The 18506-nt window shown below is 52.9% G+C and carries 13 protein-coding genes and 1 CRISPR repeat array; of the genes, 9 read left to right on the top strand and 4 right to left on the bottom strand.

Features of this window, described 5'->3' with window-relative positions:
- The first annotated feature begins 13 nt into the window (after positions 1-13).
- Positions 14-1648: direct repeats of the CRISPR family, unit length 33 nt; unit sequence GTCGCTCCCCGCACGGGGAGCGTGGATTGAAAC.
- A 260-nt stretch (positions 1649-1908) separates the two neighbouring features.
- Positions 1909-2634: an RluA family pseudouridine synthase gene (locus FP815_14935; protein MBA3016224.1), complete on the top strand. Its 726-nt coding sequence runs from the start codon at positions 1909-1911 to the stop codon at positions 2632-2634.
- 53 nt (positions 2635-2687) lie between these two features.
- On the opposite strand, the gene FP815_14940 is transcribed toward FP815_14935, so the two are convergent.
- A complete protein-coding gene (locus tag FP815_14940) occupies positions 2688-4667 on the bottom strand; it encodes an RNB domain-containing ribonuclease (protein MBA3016225.1) in 1980 nt (659 codons plus the stop codon).
- Positions 4668-5213: 546 nt separating this feature from the next.
- On the opposite strand from FP815_14940, the gene FP815_14945 reads away from it, so the two are divergent.
- From FP815_14945 to FP815_14980, 8 genes are all read left to right on the top strand, one after another.
- Complete coding sequence (locus tag FP815_14945; protein MBA3016226.1) at positions 5214-6110, top strand: GTPase Era; 897 nt, start codon at positions 5214-5216, stop codon at positions 6108-6110.
- A gap of 170 nt (positions 6111-6280) precedes the next feature.
- Positions 6281-7774 carry a glutamate--tRNA ligase gene (locus FP815_14950; protein ID MBA3016227.1) on the top strand — a complete coding sequence of 498 codons (1494 nt, stop codon included), beginning with the start codon at positions 6281-6283 and terminating at the stop codon, positions 7772-7774.
- 28 nt (positions 7775-7802) lie between these two features.
- Entirely contained in the window at positions 7803-8225 is a 423-nt protein-coding gene (locus FP815_14955; protein MBA3016228.1) for a bacteriohemerythrin, read from the top strand.
- A 9-nt stretch (positions 8226-8234) separates the two neighbouring features.
- The gene (locus tag FP815_14960) at positions 8235-9917 is read left to right on the top strand and encodes a glutamine--tRNA ligase/YqeY domain fusion protein (GenBank protein MBA3016229.1); all 1683 of its coding nucleotides are present in this window, start codon (positions 8235-8237) and stop codon (positions 9915-9917) included.
- A gap of 200 nt (positions 9918-10117) precedes the next feature.
- Positions 10118-11698 (top strand): D-alanine--poly(phosphoribitol) ligase, encoded by a 1581-nt coding sequence (locus tag FP815_14965; GenBank protein ID MBA3016230.1) that lies wholly within the window; start codon positions 10118-10120, stop codon positions 11696-11698.
- On the top strand, positions 11691-13136 hold the full coding sequence (locus FP815_14970; protein ID MBA3016231.1) for a hypothetical protein: 1446 nt from the start codon (positions 11691-11693) through the stop codon (positions 13134-13136). The genes FP815_14965 and FP815_14970 overlap by 8 nt, the downstream gene beginning before the upstream one ends.
- Before the next feature lie 14 nt (positions 13137-13150).
- Positions 13151-13396 carry an acyl carrier protein gene (locus FP815_14975; protein ID MBA3016232.1) on the top strand — a complete coding sequence of 82 codons (246 nt, stop codon included), beginning with the start codon at positions 13151-13153 and terminating at the stop codon, positions 13394-13396.
- Between the two features lie 97 nt (positions 13397-13493).
- Entirely contained in the window at positions 13494-14468 is a 975-nt protein-coding gene (locus FP815_14980) for an aldo/keto reductase (GenBank protein ID MBA3016233.1), read from the top strand.
- A gap of 72 nt (positions 14469-14540) precedes the next feature.
- Here FP815_14980 and FP815_14985 read toward each other — a convergent pair whose 3' ends face one another.
- The 3 genes from FP815_14985 to FP815_14995 all read right to left on the bottom strand — a co-directional run bounded on the left by FP815_14985 (position 14541) and on the right by FP815_14995 (position 18505).
- Positions 14541-14951 carry an EamA family transporter gene (locus tag FP815_14985; GenBank protein ID MBA3016234.1) on the bottom strand — a complete coding sequence of 137 codons (411 nt, stop codon included), beginning with the start codon at positions 14949-14951 and terminating at the stop codon, positions 14541-14543.
- A gap of 104 nt (positions 14952-15055) precedes the next feature.
- Positions 15056-16789 carry a hypothetical protein gene (locus FP815_14990; GenBank protein MBA3016235.1) on the bottom strand — a complete coding sequence of 578 codons (1734 nt, stop codon included), beginning with the start codon at positions 16787-16789 and terminating at the stop codon, positions 15056-15058.
- A 138-nt stretch (positions 16790-16927) separates the two neighbouring features.
- Positions 16928-18505, bottom strand: coding sequence for a hypothetical protein (locus FP815_14995; protein MBA3016236.1), 1578 nt, complete (start codon positions 18503-18505; stop codon positions 16928-16930).
- Between the last annotated feature and the right edge of the window lies 1 nt (position 18506).

Genomic DNA, 18506 nt, shown 5'->3' on the forward strand with positions numbered 1-18506 from the left:
CTTGCCTTTATAAGTCGCTCCCCGCACGGGGAGCGTGGATTGAAACCAAAACCCCACTTCCAGGGCGTGTCAAATCTGCCGTCGCTCCCCGCACGGGGAGCGTGGATTGAAACATCAGACACATAGTCACTAAGGGAAGCGATGACGGTCGCTCCCCGCACGGGGAGCGTGGATTGAAACTCCAACAAGCCAAATTGATCTGAGCAACACTCCGTCGCTCCCCGCACGGGGAGCGTGGATTGAAACTTGTCATAACCTACCCCCTTCGCATCGCAACCAAGTCGCTCCCCGCACGGGGAGCGTGGATTGAAACATTGTCACAATGAATCGGGGATCACGTACCGGGGTCGCTCCCCGCACGGGGAGCGTGGATTGAAACACCATCCCGTTTATAACAGACTATGGACGGATGGGTCGCTCCCCGCACGGGGAGCGTGGATTGAAACGACTCCAGCACCACGGTGGTCATGTCCCGCAGTGTCGCTCCCCGCACGGGGAGCGTGGATTGAAACTCCCCTAGTGGGAGAGGGTTGGGGTGAGGGTGAGTCGCTCCCCGCACGGGGAGCGTGGATTGAAACCTCCGTGGTTAGGCCGGGTAGTGATGGCCTTGGGCGTCGCTCCCCGCACGGGGAGCGTGGATTGAAACACGAGACGGTAGCAGGAACAACGGTGAATTACTGGTCGCTCCCCGCACGGGGAGCGTGGATTGAAACGGACATTTGTGGAAACGTGGGTAGAGCCTGTGCGTCGCTCCCCGCACGGGGAGCGTGGATTGAAACCGATGGGAATGATGCTGGTGGGTATGCTATGCGCGTCGCTCCCCGCACGGGGAGCGTGGATTGAAACTCCGCCTGTAGCTCCGCCTGTAGCTGCTGGATACGTCGCTCCCCGCACGGGGAGCGTGGATTGAAACGAAACAGAGTACGCTGACGTGATTGAGGACCCTAGTCGCTCCCCGCACGGGGAGCGTGGATTGAAACCCTAAGAATACCCCGGAGATCAACGCGATCTGGGGTCGCTCCCCGCACGGGGAGCGTGGATTGAAACATCTCCTCATGGTAAAACTCAGACTCAAAGTCGTGTCGCTCCCCGCACGGGGAGCGTGGATTGAAACAGGGATACACTCATACAAAGAAGGCGCTACAGCGTCGCTCCCCGCACGGGGAGCGTGGATTGAAACAACGAGGGATCGGCCGAACAACGGAAAAAGTTAGGTCGCTCCCCGCACGGGGAGCGTGGATTGAAACAACCCAGCCAATCGCCCTGGCAGTGGTAACCATAGTCGCTCCCCGCACGGGGAGCGTGGATTGAAACTCCAGCGCGTCCAGAAAATTAATGGTATCAACAGGTCGCTCCCCGCACGGGGAGCGTGGATTGAAACAGAAGATGGATACCTCTCAACCAGTGACAATAAACGTCGCTCCCCGCATGGGGAGCGTTGATTGAAACTTCGGAATTGTATTTATTTGCCTCACCTACGACGTCGCTCCCCGCAAGGGGAGCGTGGATTGAAACGGCCTATCACCAATCCCACGCAGGAAAGCGGCGGGTCGCTCCCCGCACGGGGAGCGTGGATTGAAACCTTCTGAGTGCCATGATCGATCAAGAACCGGATGTCGCTCCCCGCACGGGGGCGTAGATTGTGGAGCCCATCTGCTGTTCTACGGGTGTTCGATCTATTTTTATACCCAAGTAAAGCTTGCCGGAAAGAGTTGGACTTCCATAACGATTCAGGCTATCGTTTTGTCCCTAGGTTGGGTTAGGTCGTCAGGCTGTAACTCAACAATAATGGCGCTTTGGGTGTTGGGTTACGCTTTGCTAACCCAACCTACTGTAATTATGGTGTGACCGGAGACCAATCAACCGTTATGACCACTTTGCCGCTTTTGGCATAAAAAAAAGGCTGTAATGCATACAACTATAAAAAAGTCGGCTCCACGATTAAAACATCAGCCCAAAGGGGTTGAATTGCTGTATGAGGATGCTGATATCCTCGTAGTTAATAAGCCCAGCGGTCTTTTGACCATGGGTACCGAGCGAGACAAATCGCATACCGTGCAATCGGCCCTTAATGACTACGTCCGCAAGGGTTGCCATAAGTCACGAAACCGGGTGTATATCGTGCATCGGCTGGATCGTGACACCTCCGGAATTTTGCTGTTTGCTAAAAACGACAAAGCTAAGTTGTCGCTGCAGTCAGACTGGGAAAATACCACCAAAATCTATTTGGCCGTGGTGTTCGGCCATCTCACTATCCCCCAAGAAGGGACCATCAGCAGTTATTTGGTCGAGAATGCCGCCTTCTCGGTCTATTCCACCCCTGACCCGGCCAAGGGCAGGTTGTCGCATACGGCTTATACCCTCGTAAAAGAGTCGAAAGATTTTAGCCTGCTGCAGGTTCATCTGATCACTGGAAGAAAGCATCAAATCCGGGTACATTTCGCCGACAAGGGTCATCCTGTAGTCGGTGACCGAAAGTACGCCAAGGGCCACCCTTCACATTCTAAAATGGCGCTGCATGCTTACACGATTTCCTTCACCCATCCCGTGAGTGGAGCACGACTTCGTTTTGATGCGCAGATTCCCGGACTTTTTTCCCGGCTGGTTGGCAACTTCGAGTTGCCAGGCGTTTAGGATCCGTCACGAAAGACCTTGTGCCTGCTGGTCGTTCCTTTGTAGTTCCTTCATTACCACTCAAAGCTGATCGTATCGTCCAACGGGCTTACCTTGGCGATCCTCACCCGTACGGTGTCGCCGGGTTCGGGGCGGATAGCCTGGTTGGCGGGGAGATCCCCTTCGAAGAGATAGTCCTGCAACACCACTTGTACCTTATTGTTTCTAACATCTAATACCAAGGCGGGCAGATACTCGCCTTTTTTGTTCTCCAGGAACTTGAACAGCCAGTAGCGGTGGCGGAGCTGACGGACCAGATTGACCTTGGTCTGGGCGCTGGCGATCAGGCTTGAGAATTCGTTCATCTCCCGTTCGCTGAAGCGGGCGCCCTGGCCTGCCAGGATAGAGCTGATCTGGTGCTGGATGACCAGATCCAGAAATCGCCGGATGGGAGAGGTGGTGGTGGTGTATTGTTCGACGCCGACTCCGGCGTGACGTTTCGGAGTAGCGAGAAGCATACCTCTCGCCAGGAAACGACGTTGTTTGAAATTGATGTAGATGTCGTGCTCTGGTTGCTGGACCAGACGTTTACGCGGCGGCTCCTGGGTCCGGTAGAGGCCCGGTTCCTGGCGGTCAGCGAGGAAGCTTGCTGCCAGGGTGTTGGCAAGGACCATGAATTCAGAAACCAGGGTTCGCATGATGGTGTCAACATCCATTAGGCGAATGCCATCAACTCTGCCCTCGGTGAAGTGGAAGACTACATCGGGGATGGGAATGATCGTGGCGCCGGCAGAAATCCGTCGCTGTAAGAGTTTCTTGCTGAGATCAGCAAGGAGCGCCAGTTCCCGGTCTGAGTTGATTTGTGATTCTGCCTCATAATAGCTCAGTTGGCGCTTGACTCGGATCAGGCTGCGGACGATCCGGCTCTGTTTGATTTCACCGTCCCGGGACAGGGTAACCAGGAAGCTGAGCGCGGCCCGATCTTGATCCTTGATCAGGCTTAAAGCCCCTTCCGATAACTCCCTTGGCAGCATGGGGACGATGGCATCCGGGAAGTAGATGGAGGTTGCCCGCTGTTCTGCGTCTTTGAACAGGGGGGTGCCGGGCGCGACATGGCACGCCACGTCGCTGATGTGGATGCCGACCTCAAGCCCGTCCGTTGTTTCTCTGAGATGAAGTGCGTCGTCGAAATCTCGGGTTGACGCCCCGTCGATGGTGATGATCGGAAGCTCTCTTAGGTCAAGGCGTCCTGTGGTAGCCATGACTTGACTGGCATCGACGATGGTCTTGACCTGAGCCATGCTGGCTTCGGAAAATTCCACCGGCGGTTGATGGCGGAGCAGGGGGATATTTTCATTTGCCTGCCAGCGTCCGGCCTTGACCAGGAGATGGAAGGCGTCGTGGGGTCTGGTCAGCCCAGCCTCTTTGAGGAGTTCGCGGGCCATTTCCCAATGGGGCGTCTCTTTGTCGAAGAGGTAATGATCGCCAATGATGGTCAGGCAGTCTTGTTCTGGCCAGGCAGTGGGGATGCCGCCGGCCCAGAGGGTTTTTATCGCCTCGGCGCCGACCAGGAGCATGTTCTGGCGCTGGCGGGCTGTTTCCTGTTTGGTTAATAGTTGTTCAACCACTTCCGGCGTATGAACCTGGATTTGGTCGTCGCGGTATTTAAAGTAGATGGGGTCGGCAAAAACAGCTCGGATCATGGCTGAGATCTGGTCGTCGTTTGCGGTTCCGCCAAAGCAGAGGTCTGCAAGAAACTGAGGGGAGAAGGATAACTCTTTCTCTTCGATTGCCAACTGCCAGACATCCTGCAATGCTACCGGCAGTGTCATCTGCTGCCGGATTTTGGCAGTATCCTGCAGCTCTTTGATGATCAGGTCATGGGCGGCCTTGATGTTAAGGCCTTGCCGGGATTGATGGACCACTCTGGCTTGGGGCAGATTGACCTCTCGTCCGTTCTGGTTGAGGAGGCGGAGGCGTTGGTGGACGTCCTCCATGATTGCTGCGCAGATAAACTTGCCATGCTCGACATATTCGATAATTTTTCCCTGCATAGAACTCACGGTTGGTGTTTTAGATCAAAAAAGAAATGATGCGGCCAGGTTATAGGTTTTTGCAATGCCCTTTTGCCGATAACCTGCTATACAATGAGCTATTCAGCGTAATAGTCTGACGGGATTCAGGCTGAAGGATTACTTATTTAGAGACGTGGCTCTTAACTATTCTCAGCTAACTCTTCCGAAGGAAATGAACAAGAACTCATATTCAATGCCCTGTTCCCTTCGGCTCCGCTCAGGGAACAGGATAAAAAACCGTGGTACGGTTGCCAATAAAAAAGCTGGAAATAGTTTAGAGCTACGTTTAGAGATTAATTCCCCTGACATTCTCAGTCCTCTTTTTGTCTATTAGTCTCTAATCGACTTTCTGTAGTTACCGCGTAGCAAGAGAAGAAGTCTGTTAGATGCTAGGGCGTGAGGGGAAGGAAAAATCCGGATAACTCTATGGCGCTTGGGCATGTTCAGCCTATAATCAGGCTTATGGGGCAACTGACGTAAACGCGTTCAGGTTAATAGGCAATAGCCAAAGTTTTAGAGACTACCATGAATCAACAACAAAATGAACTGATAAAATCGGGAATGGTCGCCTTAGTCGGTCCTCCCAATGTTGGTAAATCCACCTTGCTCAATGCCTTGCTGGGGCAGAAGATCTCCATTGTCTCGCCTAAACCGCAGACTACCCGCAACCGGATTTTAGGAATTGTTAACGGACCTGGGTATCAGGTAGTCTTGGTGGACACCCCCGGCTTGCATAAGGGCACCATTCTCTTGAACGTGGAGATGTTGAAGGTTGCCATGGAGACCTTAAGCGAGGTGGATATTATCGTGTTCATGGTCGATGCCACCATGCCGCCGCCTCGGCCCGATAGCGATTTGACCGAGTGCCTGGCCGGTCGCACTACCCCTGTTATCTTGCTGATCAACAAGATCGATCTTATCGGGCGGGCAAAAATTCTGCCCTTGATTCAAGCCTATCAGTTTCTACACGACTTTGCCGCTATCATCCCTATTTCTGCTCTGCGTGGAGATGGGCCGGATCGGGTGCTCGACGAGCTTGTGGCCAGGCTGCCGGAAGGACCGCTCTATTTTCCTGACGATATCCCTACCGATGCCACGGTCCGCTCCATTGCCGCTGAGATGATTCGAGAGAAGGTTTTTCTGCTCACTGGCCAGGAAGTGCCTTATGGCGCCGCGGTTATGATTGATCGATTCCAGGAAGGGGAGAGTTTGATTACAATCGACGCCACCATCATCGTGGAGCGGGATTCCCAGAAGGGGATCGTGATCGGCAAGCATGGGGCTAAACTAAAAGAGATCGGCACCGCGGCCAGGCGGGATATCGAGGAGTTGACTGAGTGCAAGGTTATGCTCAAGTTGTTTGTCAAGGTGGTGAAAAATTGGACCAAAAACCCGAGTTTTCTAGCAGAAATCGGGTTCTGAACACGTGCTGATCGAGGCGTTGCGCTTCTCCATCATGTAATGGTAGCAAACGTCTGTTGAAGTGAATCAAAAAACGAGCTATAAACGTGTGGCTGGTTTTTAGGATAGGACGGTGAGGTTTTTTTATTGGTTCTATCCCTCCCATCCCCTACTTTTCTTAAGGAGTGCCAATGTCTGAGGTCAGAGTTCGATTTCCACCCAGCCCGACTGGGTATCTGCATATTGGCGGGGCCCGCACGGCCCTGTATAACTGGCTGTTCGCTAAAAAACACCACGGCAAGCTCATCCTGCGGATCGAGGACACCGATACCGAACGTTCTACTCAGGAGTCTATCGACGGGATCATCGAGGGTCTGGAGTGGTTGGGGATTGATTGGGATGAAGGTCCGTATTTTCAGACTGAATTTGCTGCCGAGCACGTCGAGCGGGCCCATCAGCTGATCGCCTCTGGTCATGCCTATAAGTGTTTTTGCAGTAAGGAAGAACTTGATCAGAAACGTGATGTGGCCCAGGCCTCCAAGCAGGAGTACGGCTATGACGGGACCTGTCGGCGTTTGAGCGCTGATGAGATTGCGGCTAGAGAGGCCAACGGGTTGCAGTATGTGGTGCGTTTCAAGGTGGCACGTGCCGAGGGCGGCGAGGTCAGCTTCGACGACAAGGTTCTTGGCCGGGTGGCCCGTTCGGTGAATGATATTGAGGATTTTGTCATTGTCCGTTCCAACGGCAAGCCGTTGTATCTCTTGTGCAACGTGGTCGATGATATCCGAGACCGGATCAGCCATGTTATCCGCGGGCAGGATCATTTGGGCAATACAGCCAAGCAGATTTTGATCTATCAGGCACTCGGCGCTCAGGTGCCTGAGTTCGCTCACATGCCGCTGACCCTTGACCTGAATAAGGCCAAGATCTCCAAACGCAGCCACGGTGAAATTGTCGCGGTGCAGTTCTATAAGCAACGTGGATTCCTGCCGTGGGCCTTGGCTAATTTTTTGATTCTCTTAGGTTGGTCCGGTGGTGATGATCAGGAGATCTTCTCTCGGGAAGAGTTGATTGAGGTCTTTACCTTGGAGCGGATCAATAAGTCCAATTCGATCTTTAATTATCGTAAGGACGATCCCAAATTTTTCACCGATCCCAAGGCGATCAGTATCAATGAGCATTATCTCCGCACCATGCCCATTGCCGAAATCGCCGCCTTGGTTGAGGCGGACTTCAAGGCCGAAGGACTGTGGGACGATTCCTATGCCGCCACTCGGCGCGACTGGTTTCTGTCGACCCTTGACTTGATCCGTGCCCGGTTTCATACGATTAAGGATTTTGCCGTGGGCGGGCGGGCCTATTTTGCCGATGATTTTGAATTCGAGGAGGCGGCAGTCAGAAAGAATGTCTTGAAGTTTCCTGAATTGAAAGAGTGGCTGCCTGCCTTGGCAAAACGTCTTGAGGCCTTGCCGGAGTTCAGTCTTGAGGCGGTGGAGGAACTCCTGCGGGCTATGGCCGAGGAGCTGGGCGTTAAGCCTGGTGTCTTGATCAATGGCGCGCGGGCCGTGGTTACCGGGCGGTTGGCCGGTCCGAGTATGTTCGAGGTGCTCATTGCAATTGGCAGGGAGCGGGTGATTGCCCGTCTCGCTAAGGCAGGCGAGTTGTTTGCCCGCTTTGGTGGTTGAAGAGCAGAGCTTCTTTGAGAGACGAGTGATGACGACGCCAGACCTTCACTGGGACGATCGATATTCTGTGGCTGTGCAATTGATTGACGAGCAGCATCAGAAACTCTTCGCTGATCTCAACACCTTGATCCATTTGCTTAATACACGCGTCGAGTTGAGTGAGGTTGAGTCGGTGGTCGACGACTTGATCGACTATGTTGGCTATCATTTTTCGACCGAGGAGAAGTTGCTGGCCAAGCATCCTCACTATGCTGCTCATCGTTTAAGGCATCAGGAGTTTACCGAGAAAGTGCGTAGTTTTGATCGGCAACTGCTGTTGGATAAGCCCGAACAAACAGCCATCAGCCTGTTTATTTTTCTTGGCGAGTGGTTACAGAATCATATTCAGACCGAAGACAGGCTCTATTTCGACTACCTGCATCGGCATAAATTACTGCCAACGGCAGAGTGAGATACAATTATGACGACCTCAGCCTCAGATTTCATCCGGACAAGGATTGCTGAAGACCTTAGTAATGGTAAAAACGATGGCCGCTTGGTAACTCGTTTCCCGCCTGAGCCCAACGGTTATCTTCATATCGGTCACGCCAAGTCGATCTGCTTAAATTTTGGGGTGGCAGGCGAGAATGCGGGTGGCGTTTGCCATATGCGCTTCGATGACACCAACCCCACCAAGGAAGAGGTGGAGTACGCCGACTCGATCATGCGCGACGTCCGTTGGCTCGGCTTTGATTGGGGTGATAAACTTTTCTACGCCTCTGATTATTTCGAGCAGTTTTATCAGTATGCGGTGCAGTTGATCACGATGGGCAAGGCCTATGTCTGCAGTCTGCCCGCCGAAGAGATCAGGGGCTATCGAGGCACCTTGACTGAGCCGGGCAAGGATAGTCCCTATCGCACGCGCAGTGTTGACGAGAACCTCGATCTCTTCGAGCGGATGCGGGCTGGTGAGTTTGCTGATGGCACTCATATCCTGCGGGCTAAGATCGATATGGCCTCCCCCAATCTCAATATGCGTGATCCTGCTGTGTACCGCATTCGTAAAACCGCTCATCATCGTACTGGTGATGCCTGGTGCATCTATCCGATGTATGATTTTGCCCACTGTCTCTCCGACGCGATAGAGAAGATCACCCACTCCCTCTGCACCCTGGAGTTTGAGGACCATCGGCCGCTCTATGACTGGTTCCTTGATACTTTGCAAACGCCTTACCATCCTCAGCAGATCGAATTTGCCCGTCTTAATCTCACTTTTACGGTGATGAGCAAGCGGAAGCTCCTGCAGCTTGTTACCGAGAAGTTGGTCAGCGGTTGGGACGACCCACGGATGCTCACTATCTCAGGAATTCGACGGCGTGGATATACCCCTGTGTCAATCCGTAAATTTTGCGAGATGATAGGGGTCAGTAAGAAGGATAGCCGTATCGATATGGGGGTGCTTGAAAACTGCGTGCGCGACGATTTGAACGAGAATGCCCCGCGGGCCATGGCGGTTCTGAATCCGGTAAAGGTGATCATTGACAATTACCCGGAGGACCATTTGGAACAGATGGTCACGGACAATCATCCCAAACGCCCTGAGATGGGAACGAGAACGGTGCCGTTCTGTAAGGAGATCTATATAGAGCAGAGTGATTTCCTTGAGGACCCGTGCCCGAAGTTTTTCCGTTTGGCGCCGGGACGGGAGGTGCGTTTGCGTTCCGCTTATCTGATTACCTGTCAGAGTGTGGACAAAGACCCTGTGACCGGTGAGATCGTGGCAGTCCATTGCACGTATGATCCGGCCAGTCGCGGTGGTTCGGCCCCGGATGGACGTAAGGTTAAGGGGACTCTGCACTGGGTTTCGGCCCGCCACGGGATCAGGGCCGAGGTCAGGCTGTATGATCGGCTGTTCTTTAAGGAGGACCCGGAGGAGGATAAGGCGATTGATTTTAAGACCAATCTTAATCCCGATTCCCTGACGGTCCTGGCCCATTGCGTTATCGAGCCTTCGCTGGCTACTGACTCTGTCGGCAAGCATTTTCAGTTTGAGCGGCAGGGCTATTTCTACGCTGATCCAGTCTCCTGTGCGGAGGGGAAACTGGTCTTCAACCGGACGGTTGGGCTCAGGGATACCTGGGGTAAGGCGCAAGGGGGGAAGTAATCCTTCATCTATATTAATTTCGGAACTACTCAGGTTAGCGGTTTACGGTTGATAGTTGACGGTGGGTGGTCCTGCCAAAGACTGGGCATGCAATAACACCATGCATCATCCGATGCTTCAGGAATAGCCATGACTCTTTTAACCGTAAACCGATAACTGATTACCGTTAACCTGAGCAGTTCTATCCAGAGAATATAAGTATGTGTCAAGGTTTAGCCTTGCCCTTTTACGGGCATTCTTTACAAAATCCCTCTCTGCCAGCCCTTTTCGTTAGTGGAAAATTTTACTCGTATGGAGAACTCGGTGAGTTGGCGGCCACCATGGCCGCCCTGCTTGCCGACCCCCGTCAGGGACAGGTTGCGCGGGTTGGGGTCTTGGCCAGTCGATCGCTTCCGGCCTTTGCCGGCATCCTTGCCGCGTGCTGGGCTGGCGTCACCTTTGTGCCGTTGAATCCTAAGTATCCTGAAGAGCGGCTGGCGACTATAATCAGGAATTCACAACTGAGCGCCATTGTCGTGGATGATGGAGGGTGCAAGGCTTTGACCGAGAAGGTGATGGCCTGCTGCCCTCCGCTATTCATCGGTCCCTGTATGGATGATCTGGCGCTTGGCGGCGTGGTGATTCAAGGTCGACAGACGCTGGCAAAGTATTCCCCGCTTCCCCCGGTGCAATTGCCCAGGGAGAAGATCGCCTATATCCTGTTCACCTCGGGAACTACTGGTGAACCGAAAGGGGTAATGGTGACCACGGCGAATGCGGCCCATTTTTTGACGATATCGCAGGAACGTTACCGGTTAATGGCCGATGATCGGGTATCCCAACAGTCGGAAATCACCTTTGATCATATCGCCTTTGATCTGTTTATGGCGTGGGGGGCTGGGGCGTCGGTCCATGTGGTGCCGGAAACCATGGTCATGGCGCCGGCGGAATTCATCAGAAAGCAGGAGTTGACGGTGTGGTTTGCCGTTCCTTCGGTGATCTCTTTCCTCAAAGGGATGAAACTGCTTAAACCAGGTATTTTTCCCACTTTACGGATATCGTTGTTTGCCGGAGAGCCATTGCCTAAGGAGTTGGCTGATGCCTGGCAGGAAGCTGCGCCAAACAGCAGGGTCGATAACCTGTATGGTCCCACGGAGGTGACAGTGGATTGCCTGTGGCAGTCGTACCAAGCGCCCTACGAAATAACACCGAACCGGGGTGTTGTCGCTATTGGCAGGCCTTATGCCGGAATGCATGCTGCCATTGTTGATTCCGGAAATAAGTTTCTCGGACCTGGAGAGATCGGGGAACTTGCTGTTTCCGGGCCCCAGGTATCGGCCGGCTATTGGAATAATCCGGAGTTGACCGCCTTGCGATTTCCCCGGTTACAGCATCCTGAGCTTGGTGAAACTATCTGGTATTTAACCGGCGATCTTTCGTATCAGGATGCGACCGGGATTTTTCACTATCTGGGCCGGGTTGACAATCAGGTCAAAGTGCTGGGGCAGCGGGTCGAGTTGGAGGATGTGGAGTTTCATCTTCGGGCTGTGTGCCAATCCGATTCAGTTGCGGTAGTTGCCTGGCCGGTGCTGCATGGGACTGCTCAAGGGTTGATTGCCTTTGTGACCGATAGCGCTCTGGATCAGAAGCTCGTCAAAGAGGGACTTCGGCATCGGCTATTATCGTATATGATCCCTCGGCGGATCGTTTGTCTTGCGCAACTCCCCTTAAATCTGAACGGAAAGGTCGACCGCAAGGCGCTGGTCGCCCTGCTTGAAGCGGAAAAGACACAGCATGGCTAGGTCCGTCGTTTTCAGGATCATCCCGCCTATTGACACCTATCCCTCCTGTGTTGATCTTGCCCAAAAAATCACGGGCAAGGTGTTGATGATCGTTGTTTTTTCTTTCGGGTTGTTCCTGCATACCAGCACGTGGTTTTATACTTCGTCCGTTATCGCGGTGATGACCTTCTTGCCGCAGTTCAGGCCCCTGCTTCTGGTTGTTGCCGCCTTCGGCGGGTTGCTGCGGGGCAGGTGGTTGCCGGATTTTGCTTATCTTACCAAGGGAGATTTTGTTCTTCCCGGTGGAGTGTTTTTTAAACCGTTGATTGTCTTAGCAGTACTGGTATTATTTGCGATCTATTATCGGGCGGTCAGGCAGGGGAAGGGGAGATGGCTCGGCCTGCGGCCGATCCGGAATCTGCTGGTGGGGTATGTTGTCCTGATTGTGCTTGTTGCACAACTTCCGTCTCCAAGCCCTCTGGCGGTTGTCCTGTGGGCCTTTGTTATCGTCTTCGGCAAGTATTTGTGGTTTTTTAATTATGCGCTGCTGGACCGAAACGCCAAGGATACTGCGCCGCTGGTGGTGCAGACCGGGCATTTTCTGCCATTTTGGGGTGGTTCGATTGCCCCTTTTCCCAAGGGCGCTGCCTATCTGCGTAAAATTGAGGCAAAAACTCCTGCCGAGCTTGCCGTCTGTCAGCTCAAGGGGATTAAGTTGTTGTATTGGGCCCTGGTCTTGACTGTCCTGCAACGACTGCTGGGGCAAGTTTTCTATGGAAGTCCCGGTGATTCCTATCTAGGGATCTCTTTTTCTCTGGTAATCCCATCCTTTTCCGCAGTACTTCATGGCAACCCGATCAATCCCTATCCGTGGCATCTGAACTGGTCCGCCCTGGTGGCCAGCTTTTTTATGAAGCTGGTGGGATTCTCCGTGTGGGGTCATGGGATCATCGCTTCGTGCCGGATGGCTGGCTACAACGCCCTTCGGAACACCTATAGTCCTTTGCGGTCCGTGACCATCGCTGAATTCTGGAACAGATATTACTATTATTTTAAAGAGTTGCTGGTTGAAAACTTTTTTTACCCCGCTTTTTTGCGGTACTGGAAAAAGACGCCTCGCCTGCGTTTATTTTTTGCGACCATGGCCGCGGCCGGATTTGGTAACGTTTTGTTTCATTTTCTTCGCGATATTGAGGTGATTATTGAACGAGGCCCATGGGATGCTTTTTTATCATTTCATGTCTATATGTTTTATGGGGTGATCTTGGGGACGGCCATCGGGCTTTCTCAGATCTTTGAGAACAAGAACAGGCAGGAGATGTCCTGGCTCAGGAAGAATATCATCAATCCATTCCTTGTCGTGGGCTTTTATTGTATATTGTCGATATTCGATGACCCGGACCGTTCCCTGACTATCTACGATAATTTTGCGTTTTTGTTACGTCTCTTTACTTTTTAACCGGACTGATTGCCATGCCTACGAAAGAAGCGTTACGGAATTTTTTGAAAGAACTGCTCGTTGAATATGGCGAGACATCCGAATTCACCGATGACGCTTCGTTGCTCATCAGCGGTATTCTAGATTCGCTGGCGGTGTTGCGGATAGTGGTGTTTTTAGAACAGGAGTTCGGTCTGGATCTGTCCGACCAGGGCTTTGATCAGAATGATTTTGATTCGGTGGCCAGTATCATGCGGATGATTGAGGAGCGCTGTAGTTGATGATAAATTAGGTAGGCCTTATGGAGTAAGGAACTGATCTTCCTAATCGTGGCTGATAGAACTTAACGAGCTGCCGAGTGCGTGAGGAGGAGGCATTATGGTGCGATGCGATAAGTTTTCGAGAAGGACCTTTGTTGGCGGGGTGCTCAGCGCCGCAGCTGTTGCAGGGATTGGTCCTCAGGTTGCCAATCCTTTGACGGACCTTGTTGTGCAGGCAGCTCAATGTCCGGTAATGCCCAGCAGACCTCTGGGGCAGACTGGATACGATGTTAGGATTTTTAGTCTGGGGGGGCAGGCGACACTCGAAAAGCAAGGAACAGAGGCCGAGTCTCTTGCCATTATCAGTCGGGCGCTCGATCTGGGGGTTAATTACATCGACACTGCTGCGGCCTATGGAAATGGGCAAAGTGAACGGCATTTTGGGGCTGTTCTTAAATCACGCCGCAAGCAGGTCTTCCTGGCCTCGAAAACCCACTCCAAGTCGTACGATGGGTCCATGCGGCTCTTGGAACAGTCGCTCAAGAATTTGAATACCGACCATCTTGACCTGTGGCAGCTCCATAATGTCAGGACTCAAAGTGACCTTGATGCGATCTTTGCTGCGGATGGCGCGATTAAGGCTCTTGAGGAGGCCCGCGCTCAGAAGATGGTGCGATTTCTTGGTATTACCGGCCACTTCGATCCATTGATCCTGAAAAAGGCGCTCGAACAGTATCCATTCAACACCATCCTGATGCCCTTGAATGCTGCGGACAAGCATGAAAAGTCCTTCATTGATATTTTGTTACCTGTCGCGGTTCAGAAAGGAATGGGGGTCATCGGCATGAAAGTTCCGGCCCGAGGGCGCATCTTTCGGGAAAATGGGGTGGTGACGATGGAAACCGCGATGCGGTATGTGCTGACTCTTCCAGTGAGCTCCGTGATCATTGGCATATCAACTCTGGATGAACTGGAAGAGAATGTTCGGATCGCGGAAAAATTCGTGGCGATGACGCCTGAGGAAATGCGGAAAACAGAAGAGTTGACTAAACCGTATTTCAAGGATGCCACCTGGTTTAAGCAACATTGGTAAAATGGGTTGCCTGTGACCGGGTGATATCTCTGATACGTCGTGTTTTCGCCAGCTAAAGACAGGGTTTATTAGCTAGGAGGCGAAGAGGATAATGGACGTTAGGGCCATGGCCATGGCCAACATCTGTCGCGGAGAAAGGGTCTCGTGGAGAAAAATTCGAGCCAGCAGGATGGTGATGACCGGATAGAGGGCGGTCAGGCAGGCGACTACACTGACCTTGCCGTTTTTGACTGCGTAGAAGAAAAATAGGGTGCCGAGCATGCCGGTGACCCCGGTCAGGACCGCAAAGAGAATACCCTTGGGATGGACATCGGGCCGGAATCCGGTGATTTTCATGGCCACAAGAGCGACCACGATAGTCCCTGCCACCCCATAAACAATGGCGCTGGCCGGGCTGATGGTGCCTACCGCCAGTTTGGGGAAGAAGCCCCAGAGGCCAAAGAGAAGAAAGGCGATAAGGGATGAGACTAACCAGTTTTCCATTGTAGCGACTATCGAAGATTGTTCGGTGTAGTATTGTAAAACCAGAAAGCCTCGGCATTAATTGCCGAGGCTTTCTGGTTTGTGCGCTGGAAAAACAAGAGTGGTTATGGCGAACCCGGCGAGTGATGGCCGTCGTTTACTCTCTGGCTGTGGCAGTTAATGCAGGTGCCAGCCGTGATGGCTACGGCCTTGGTGATCCCGTACAATTGAAAGTCCAGTTTAAGCCCGAAATAGGTGGGCTCATGGCAGGTGATGCACATCCGTGGATGAACCTGGAAAACGGTGTTGCCAGGGTGACAGCCGGTCGAACTGAGGCAGTTCGGTGCGCGGTCGACTTGGCCGACGTGGTCATTCGCTTTGAGGTGCAAGGTTACGTCGTCAGCGATGATCTGATGGCAGTTAATGCAGTCACCAGGCCCGTACTGAGCGGCCAGGCTGATCTTCGTCCCGAAAGAGCCATCGGCATTGGGGGTCATGTTGTGGCAGTGGGTACATTGGTTTTTGTGGATGTCGACGACGGTGTCGGTTTTGTTGTGGAAATGGCAGGCGTTGGTGCAGTTGAGCACGGTTTTGTCAACCTGGCCGGTATGATTGTTTTTGTTCTGATGAAAGTCGAAATAGTCTGCGCCATGGCATTCTCCGCAGTTGCCGTTTGCTGTTGGTGGGGTGAGGGTTGGCCAGACCAGCGGATCTTTGCGGAACGGGGCGCTGCTGCCGACTGTCTTCAGATCTGGCGGGCCACTGGCTGCGTGGCAGGCATTACAGTCAAATTGATGAATGCCTTCAACAACTTTCGTTTGGGTGTGGCAATTAACGCAGGAGGTCAGTTTGGCGATGAATTCGTCGTGGTCAGGGTAGTTCGGTTTGAATCCTTGGGCGATGGTGTGGCAGGATGTGCAATTGGAGCCATCGTTGTGTGAAGTCAGAGTGCCATCGTTTTTCCAGTAATGAGTTTGGGTGTGGCACACCTGGCAGATGGCTTCTGTGGTGGCACCGCTGGCGCTATCGACAAGGCCGTCCTGAGAGTCGAAGAACTTCACACTCTTGGCGCCACTGTTTGGGGTTGCGATGCTGGATTTGACGAGCTGGCCATAGATGATGCCGAAATTGCTGCCGGTGTATTTGCCGGAATCAATCGGGTCGCTGCCGCTTTGGACCGTGATGGTTCCCTCGCCAAGGCCGGCTGCCCCGTTGGTAATCGCTGTTGTGGTCGAGGCGCTGATGATCTCATAAGTCTTTTCGCCGGTCGTGTATCCGAGGGAGATGAGCAGACCACGGCCAGTATTGCCTGATTTCTGACTCCAACGCTCGGTGTCCTGCCATGGAGCTTTTGCCGCAGCGTTGGTGAAGGTGATGGCAGTGGTGCCGTCATTGTTGTCGGTAATGGCGCCGATAGTTCCTTCTGCCAGGTAGAGACCGCCAGCTAAGGAGCCGTCACCAAAGGTAGCGGTGGCAGAGAGCCAGTTGAACTGGGCTTGGAGGTGGGGGTCGTGGCAGTCAATGCACTTGGTGCTCCCGTCCCCTAAAACAGTATTGTGGGAGTCCCCCATGGAGAAGGCTGAGTGGGGGAGTTTGCGGAATTCCGAACCGCTGGCTCCGTGACATTTGTTGCAGACATCATCGGTGCGTCCGTCGTATTCCGCAGTGCCTGGAGTGGTAGGAGAAAATTGCCACCATAAAGAGTAGGAGTGGCATGAACTGCAGTGAACATCATGCGATTCATTGTGAGGGGCATCAAGGACTGATGTTGCATAGGCGCTTCCCGCTGCCAGCATGGCAGCCAGTAGTCCAGTCGTAGCTGCCCTGACGACTGGGATGAGTTTCCATTGGTTTTTCATTTTTTCTTGGCTCCGCAATTAGTAGGGATTTTAATCAAGATAACGGCGGCTACCAGCTAAATATTGTTGCACTTTTTGCGCAAAATACCAGAGTAGTCTGGTGAAATATACCATAATACAAAACTATTGCAATATCCGTTATCGGTTGTGGGCAGTGGGGTTTGTGGAGGCCGGACGGGTGAAGATAGGATTGGAGAGGATTCTACAGTTGTCACTGGAGATGTCCAGGCGGTAATAATTTTTCCGTCCCGATGGTGGTTGGATTTCGAGGTGGCGAAGTACGGGTGTTTCTTCGGTTATGGTTACAATAATTTGTCCGTTCTCAATGAGTTTCAGAGTTAATGGATGAGCGCTGCCGGAGGAGGCGTTGATGCTGATCTCAATCAATGCCCTTTCGCCTGATAACTCGATCTCTTCGCCGCTGATGGCCCGGATGACCTTACTGGTGTCGGTTAGGGCAAATTTTAGAAGTCTGTCCTGGTTTGGCTGTGAACCTTTTACCGCATACATCCTGCCGCGTTCCAATGCTTCGAGTACTTCCTGTTGGTTAAGAGAACGGATAGCAAAGACCGTGGTGTAATCTCCCAAGTGTTCTCCGTGTCTGCCATCCTGATGGAAGTCGGCAGTGGCAATCCCCCACACAGGGCGTTGTCGCCGGCCAACGCAGTACTCTTCAAGTGTCTGGTCCCACCGACCTCCTGGTTCGGCGTCAATAAAGGCTTCACCGGATAACACGGCGATCCCGGTGTAGTTGTCACTCTCGGTTACAACCTCTGAATAGGGTGGAGTGTTTAGTTGGATGGGGGGAAGCAGTCGTTTGCCGCTGTTGGTGCCGGGATGATTCCAGAACGTCAGGCCGCCGCGAGACGTGACATGATCGATGAATTCCTGATAGGGCGCTATTTTCTGGTCGCCATGGTACTGATCGTACTGAGATTTCCCAAGGTGAATGGCATCAATGCAACCTATTAATCCAAGGGTGGTGATCATGATTCCGGTCTTGCTTCGTAGGCCTTTCAAGCGCAGCAGGATGAGTCCGATCAGAATGGCCCCCGCAAAGAGGATCAGTGCCGGGGGCTGGTTTCGCCAGGTTAGACCTGGTGTTTTGCCTATGGTAGGCAAGTCTGCAAAGTCTTGGACACTTTGTAAACCAAAGACCAGGAGATGCCTTTCCCAATTATTGAGGGTCAGACCTGTCTTGGAGAAGGGGAGTCCTGACCAGTAATAAAATGGCGAGGACTCCACCCCGGGAATCAACAGGACATCGTCGTGTCGGTGATTGGCTGTGTCAATGATATCAAGGTATTGATCCCAGCCGAAGGTTTCCACCGAGGGGAGTTGTTTGGTATACTTGAAGAATTTTCGCAGGGGAAAGATGCCGTACTCGACTGCTACGCGTTCATGGTCGGAGAGAAGGAGAATGCCAAGCCCGCGTTGGTGGCCGAGGTCAGCCAGCGCGTCAGGTGTATGGCTGCCATCGCTGATGGCGCTGCGGATATCAATTACGCCTGGCACCCAATGATAGTCGTTTGCCTGGCGCGGAGTTTTTGGATTAGGGCTATTTTCGCTGTGAGCATTTACTGGAATGGCGGAGACGAGGATGAGCCAGAAGAAAACTACATGGAGATAGTGCATGATGTCTTTCTTTCGTGATCGAGGGGATGCGCCGGTCAATAGCGTTGGACCGATGGCACATGGTTCACTTTTATCTGCCACT

It is taken from the genome of Desulfobulbaceae bacterium, from assembly GCA_013792005.1.
In the GTDB taxonomy this organism is placed as follows: Bacteria; Desulfobacterota; Desulfobulbia; order Desulfobulbales; family VMSU01; genus VMSU01.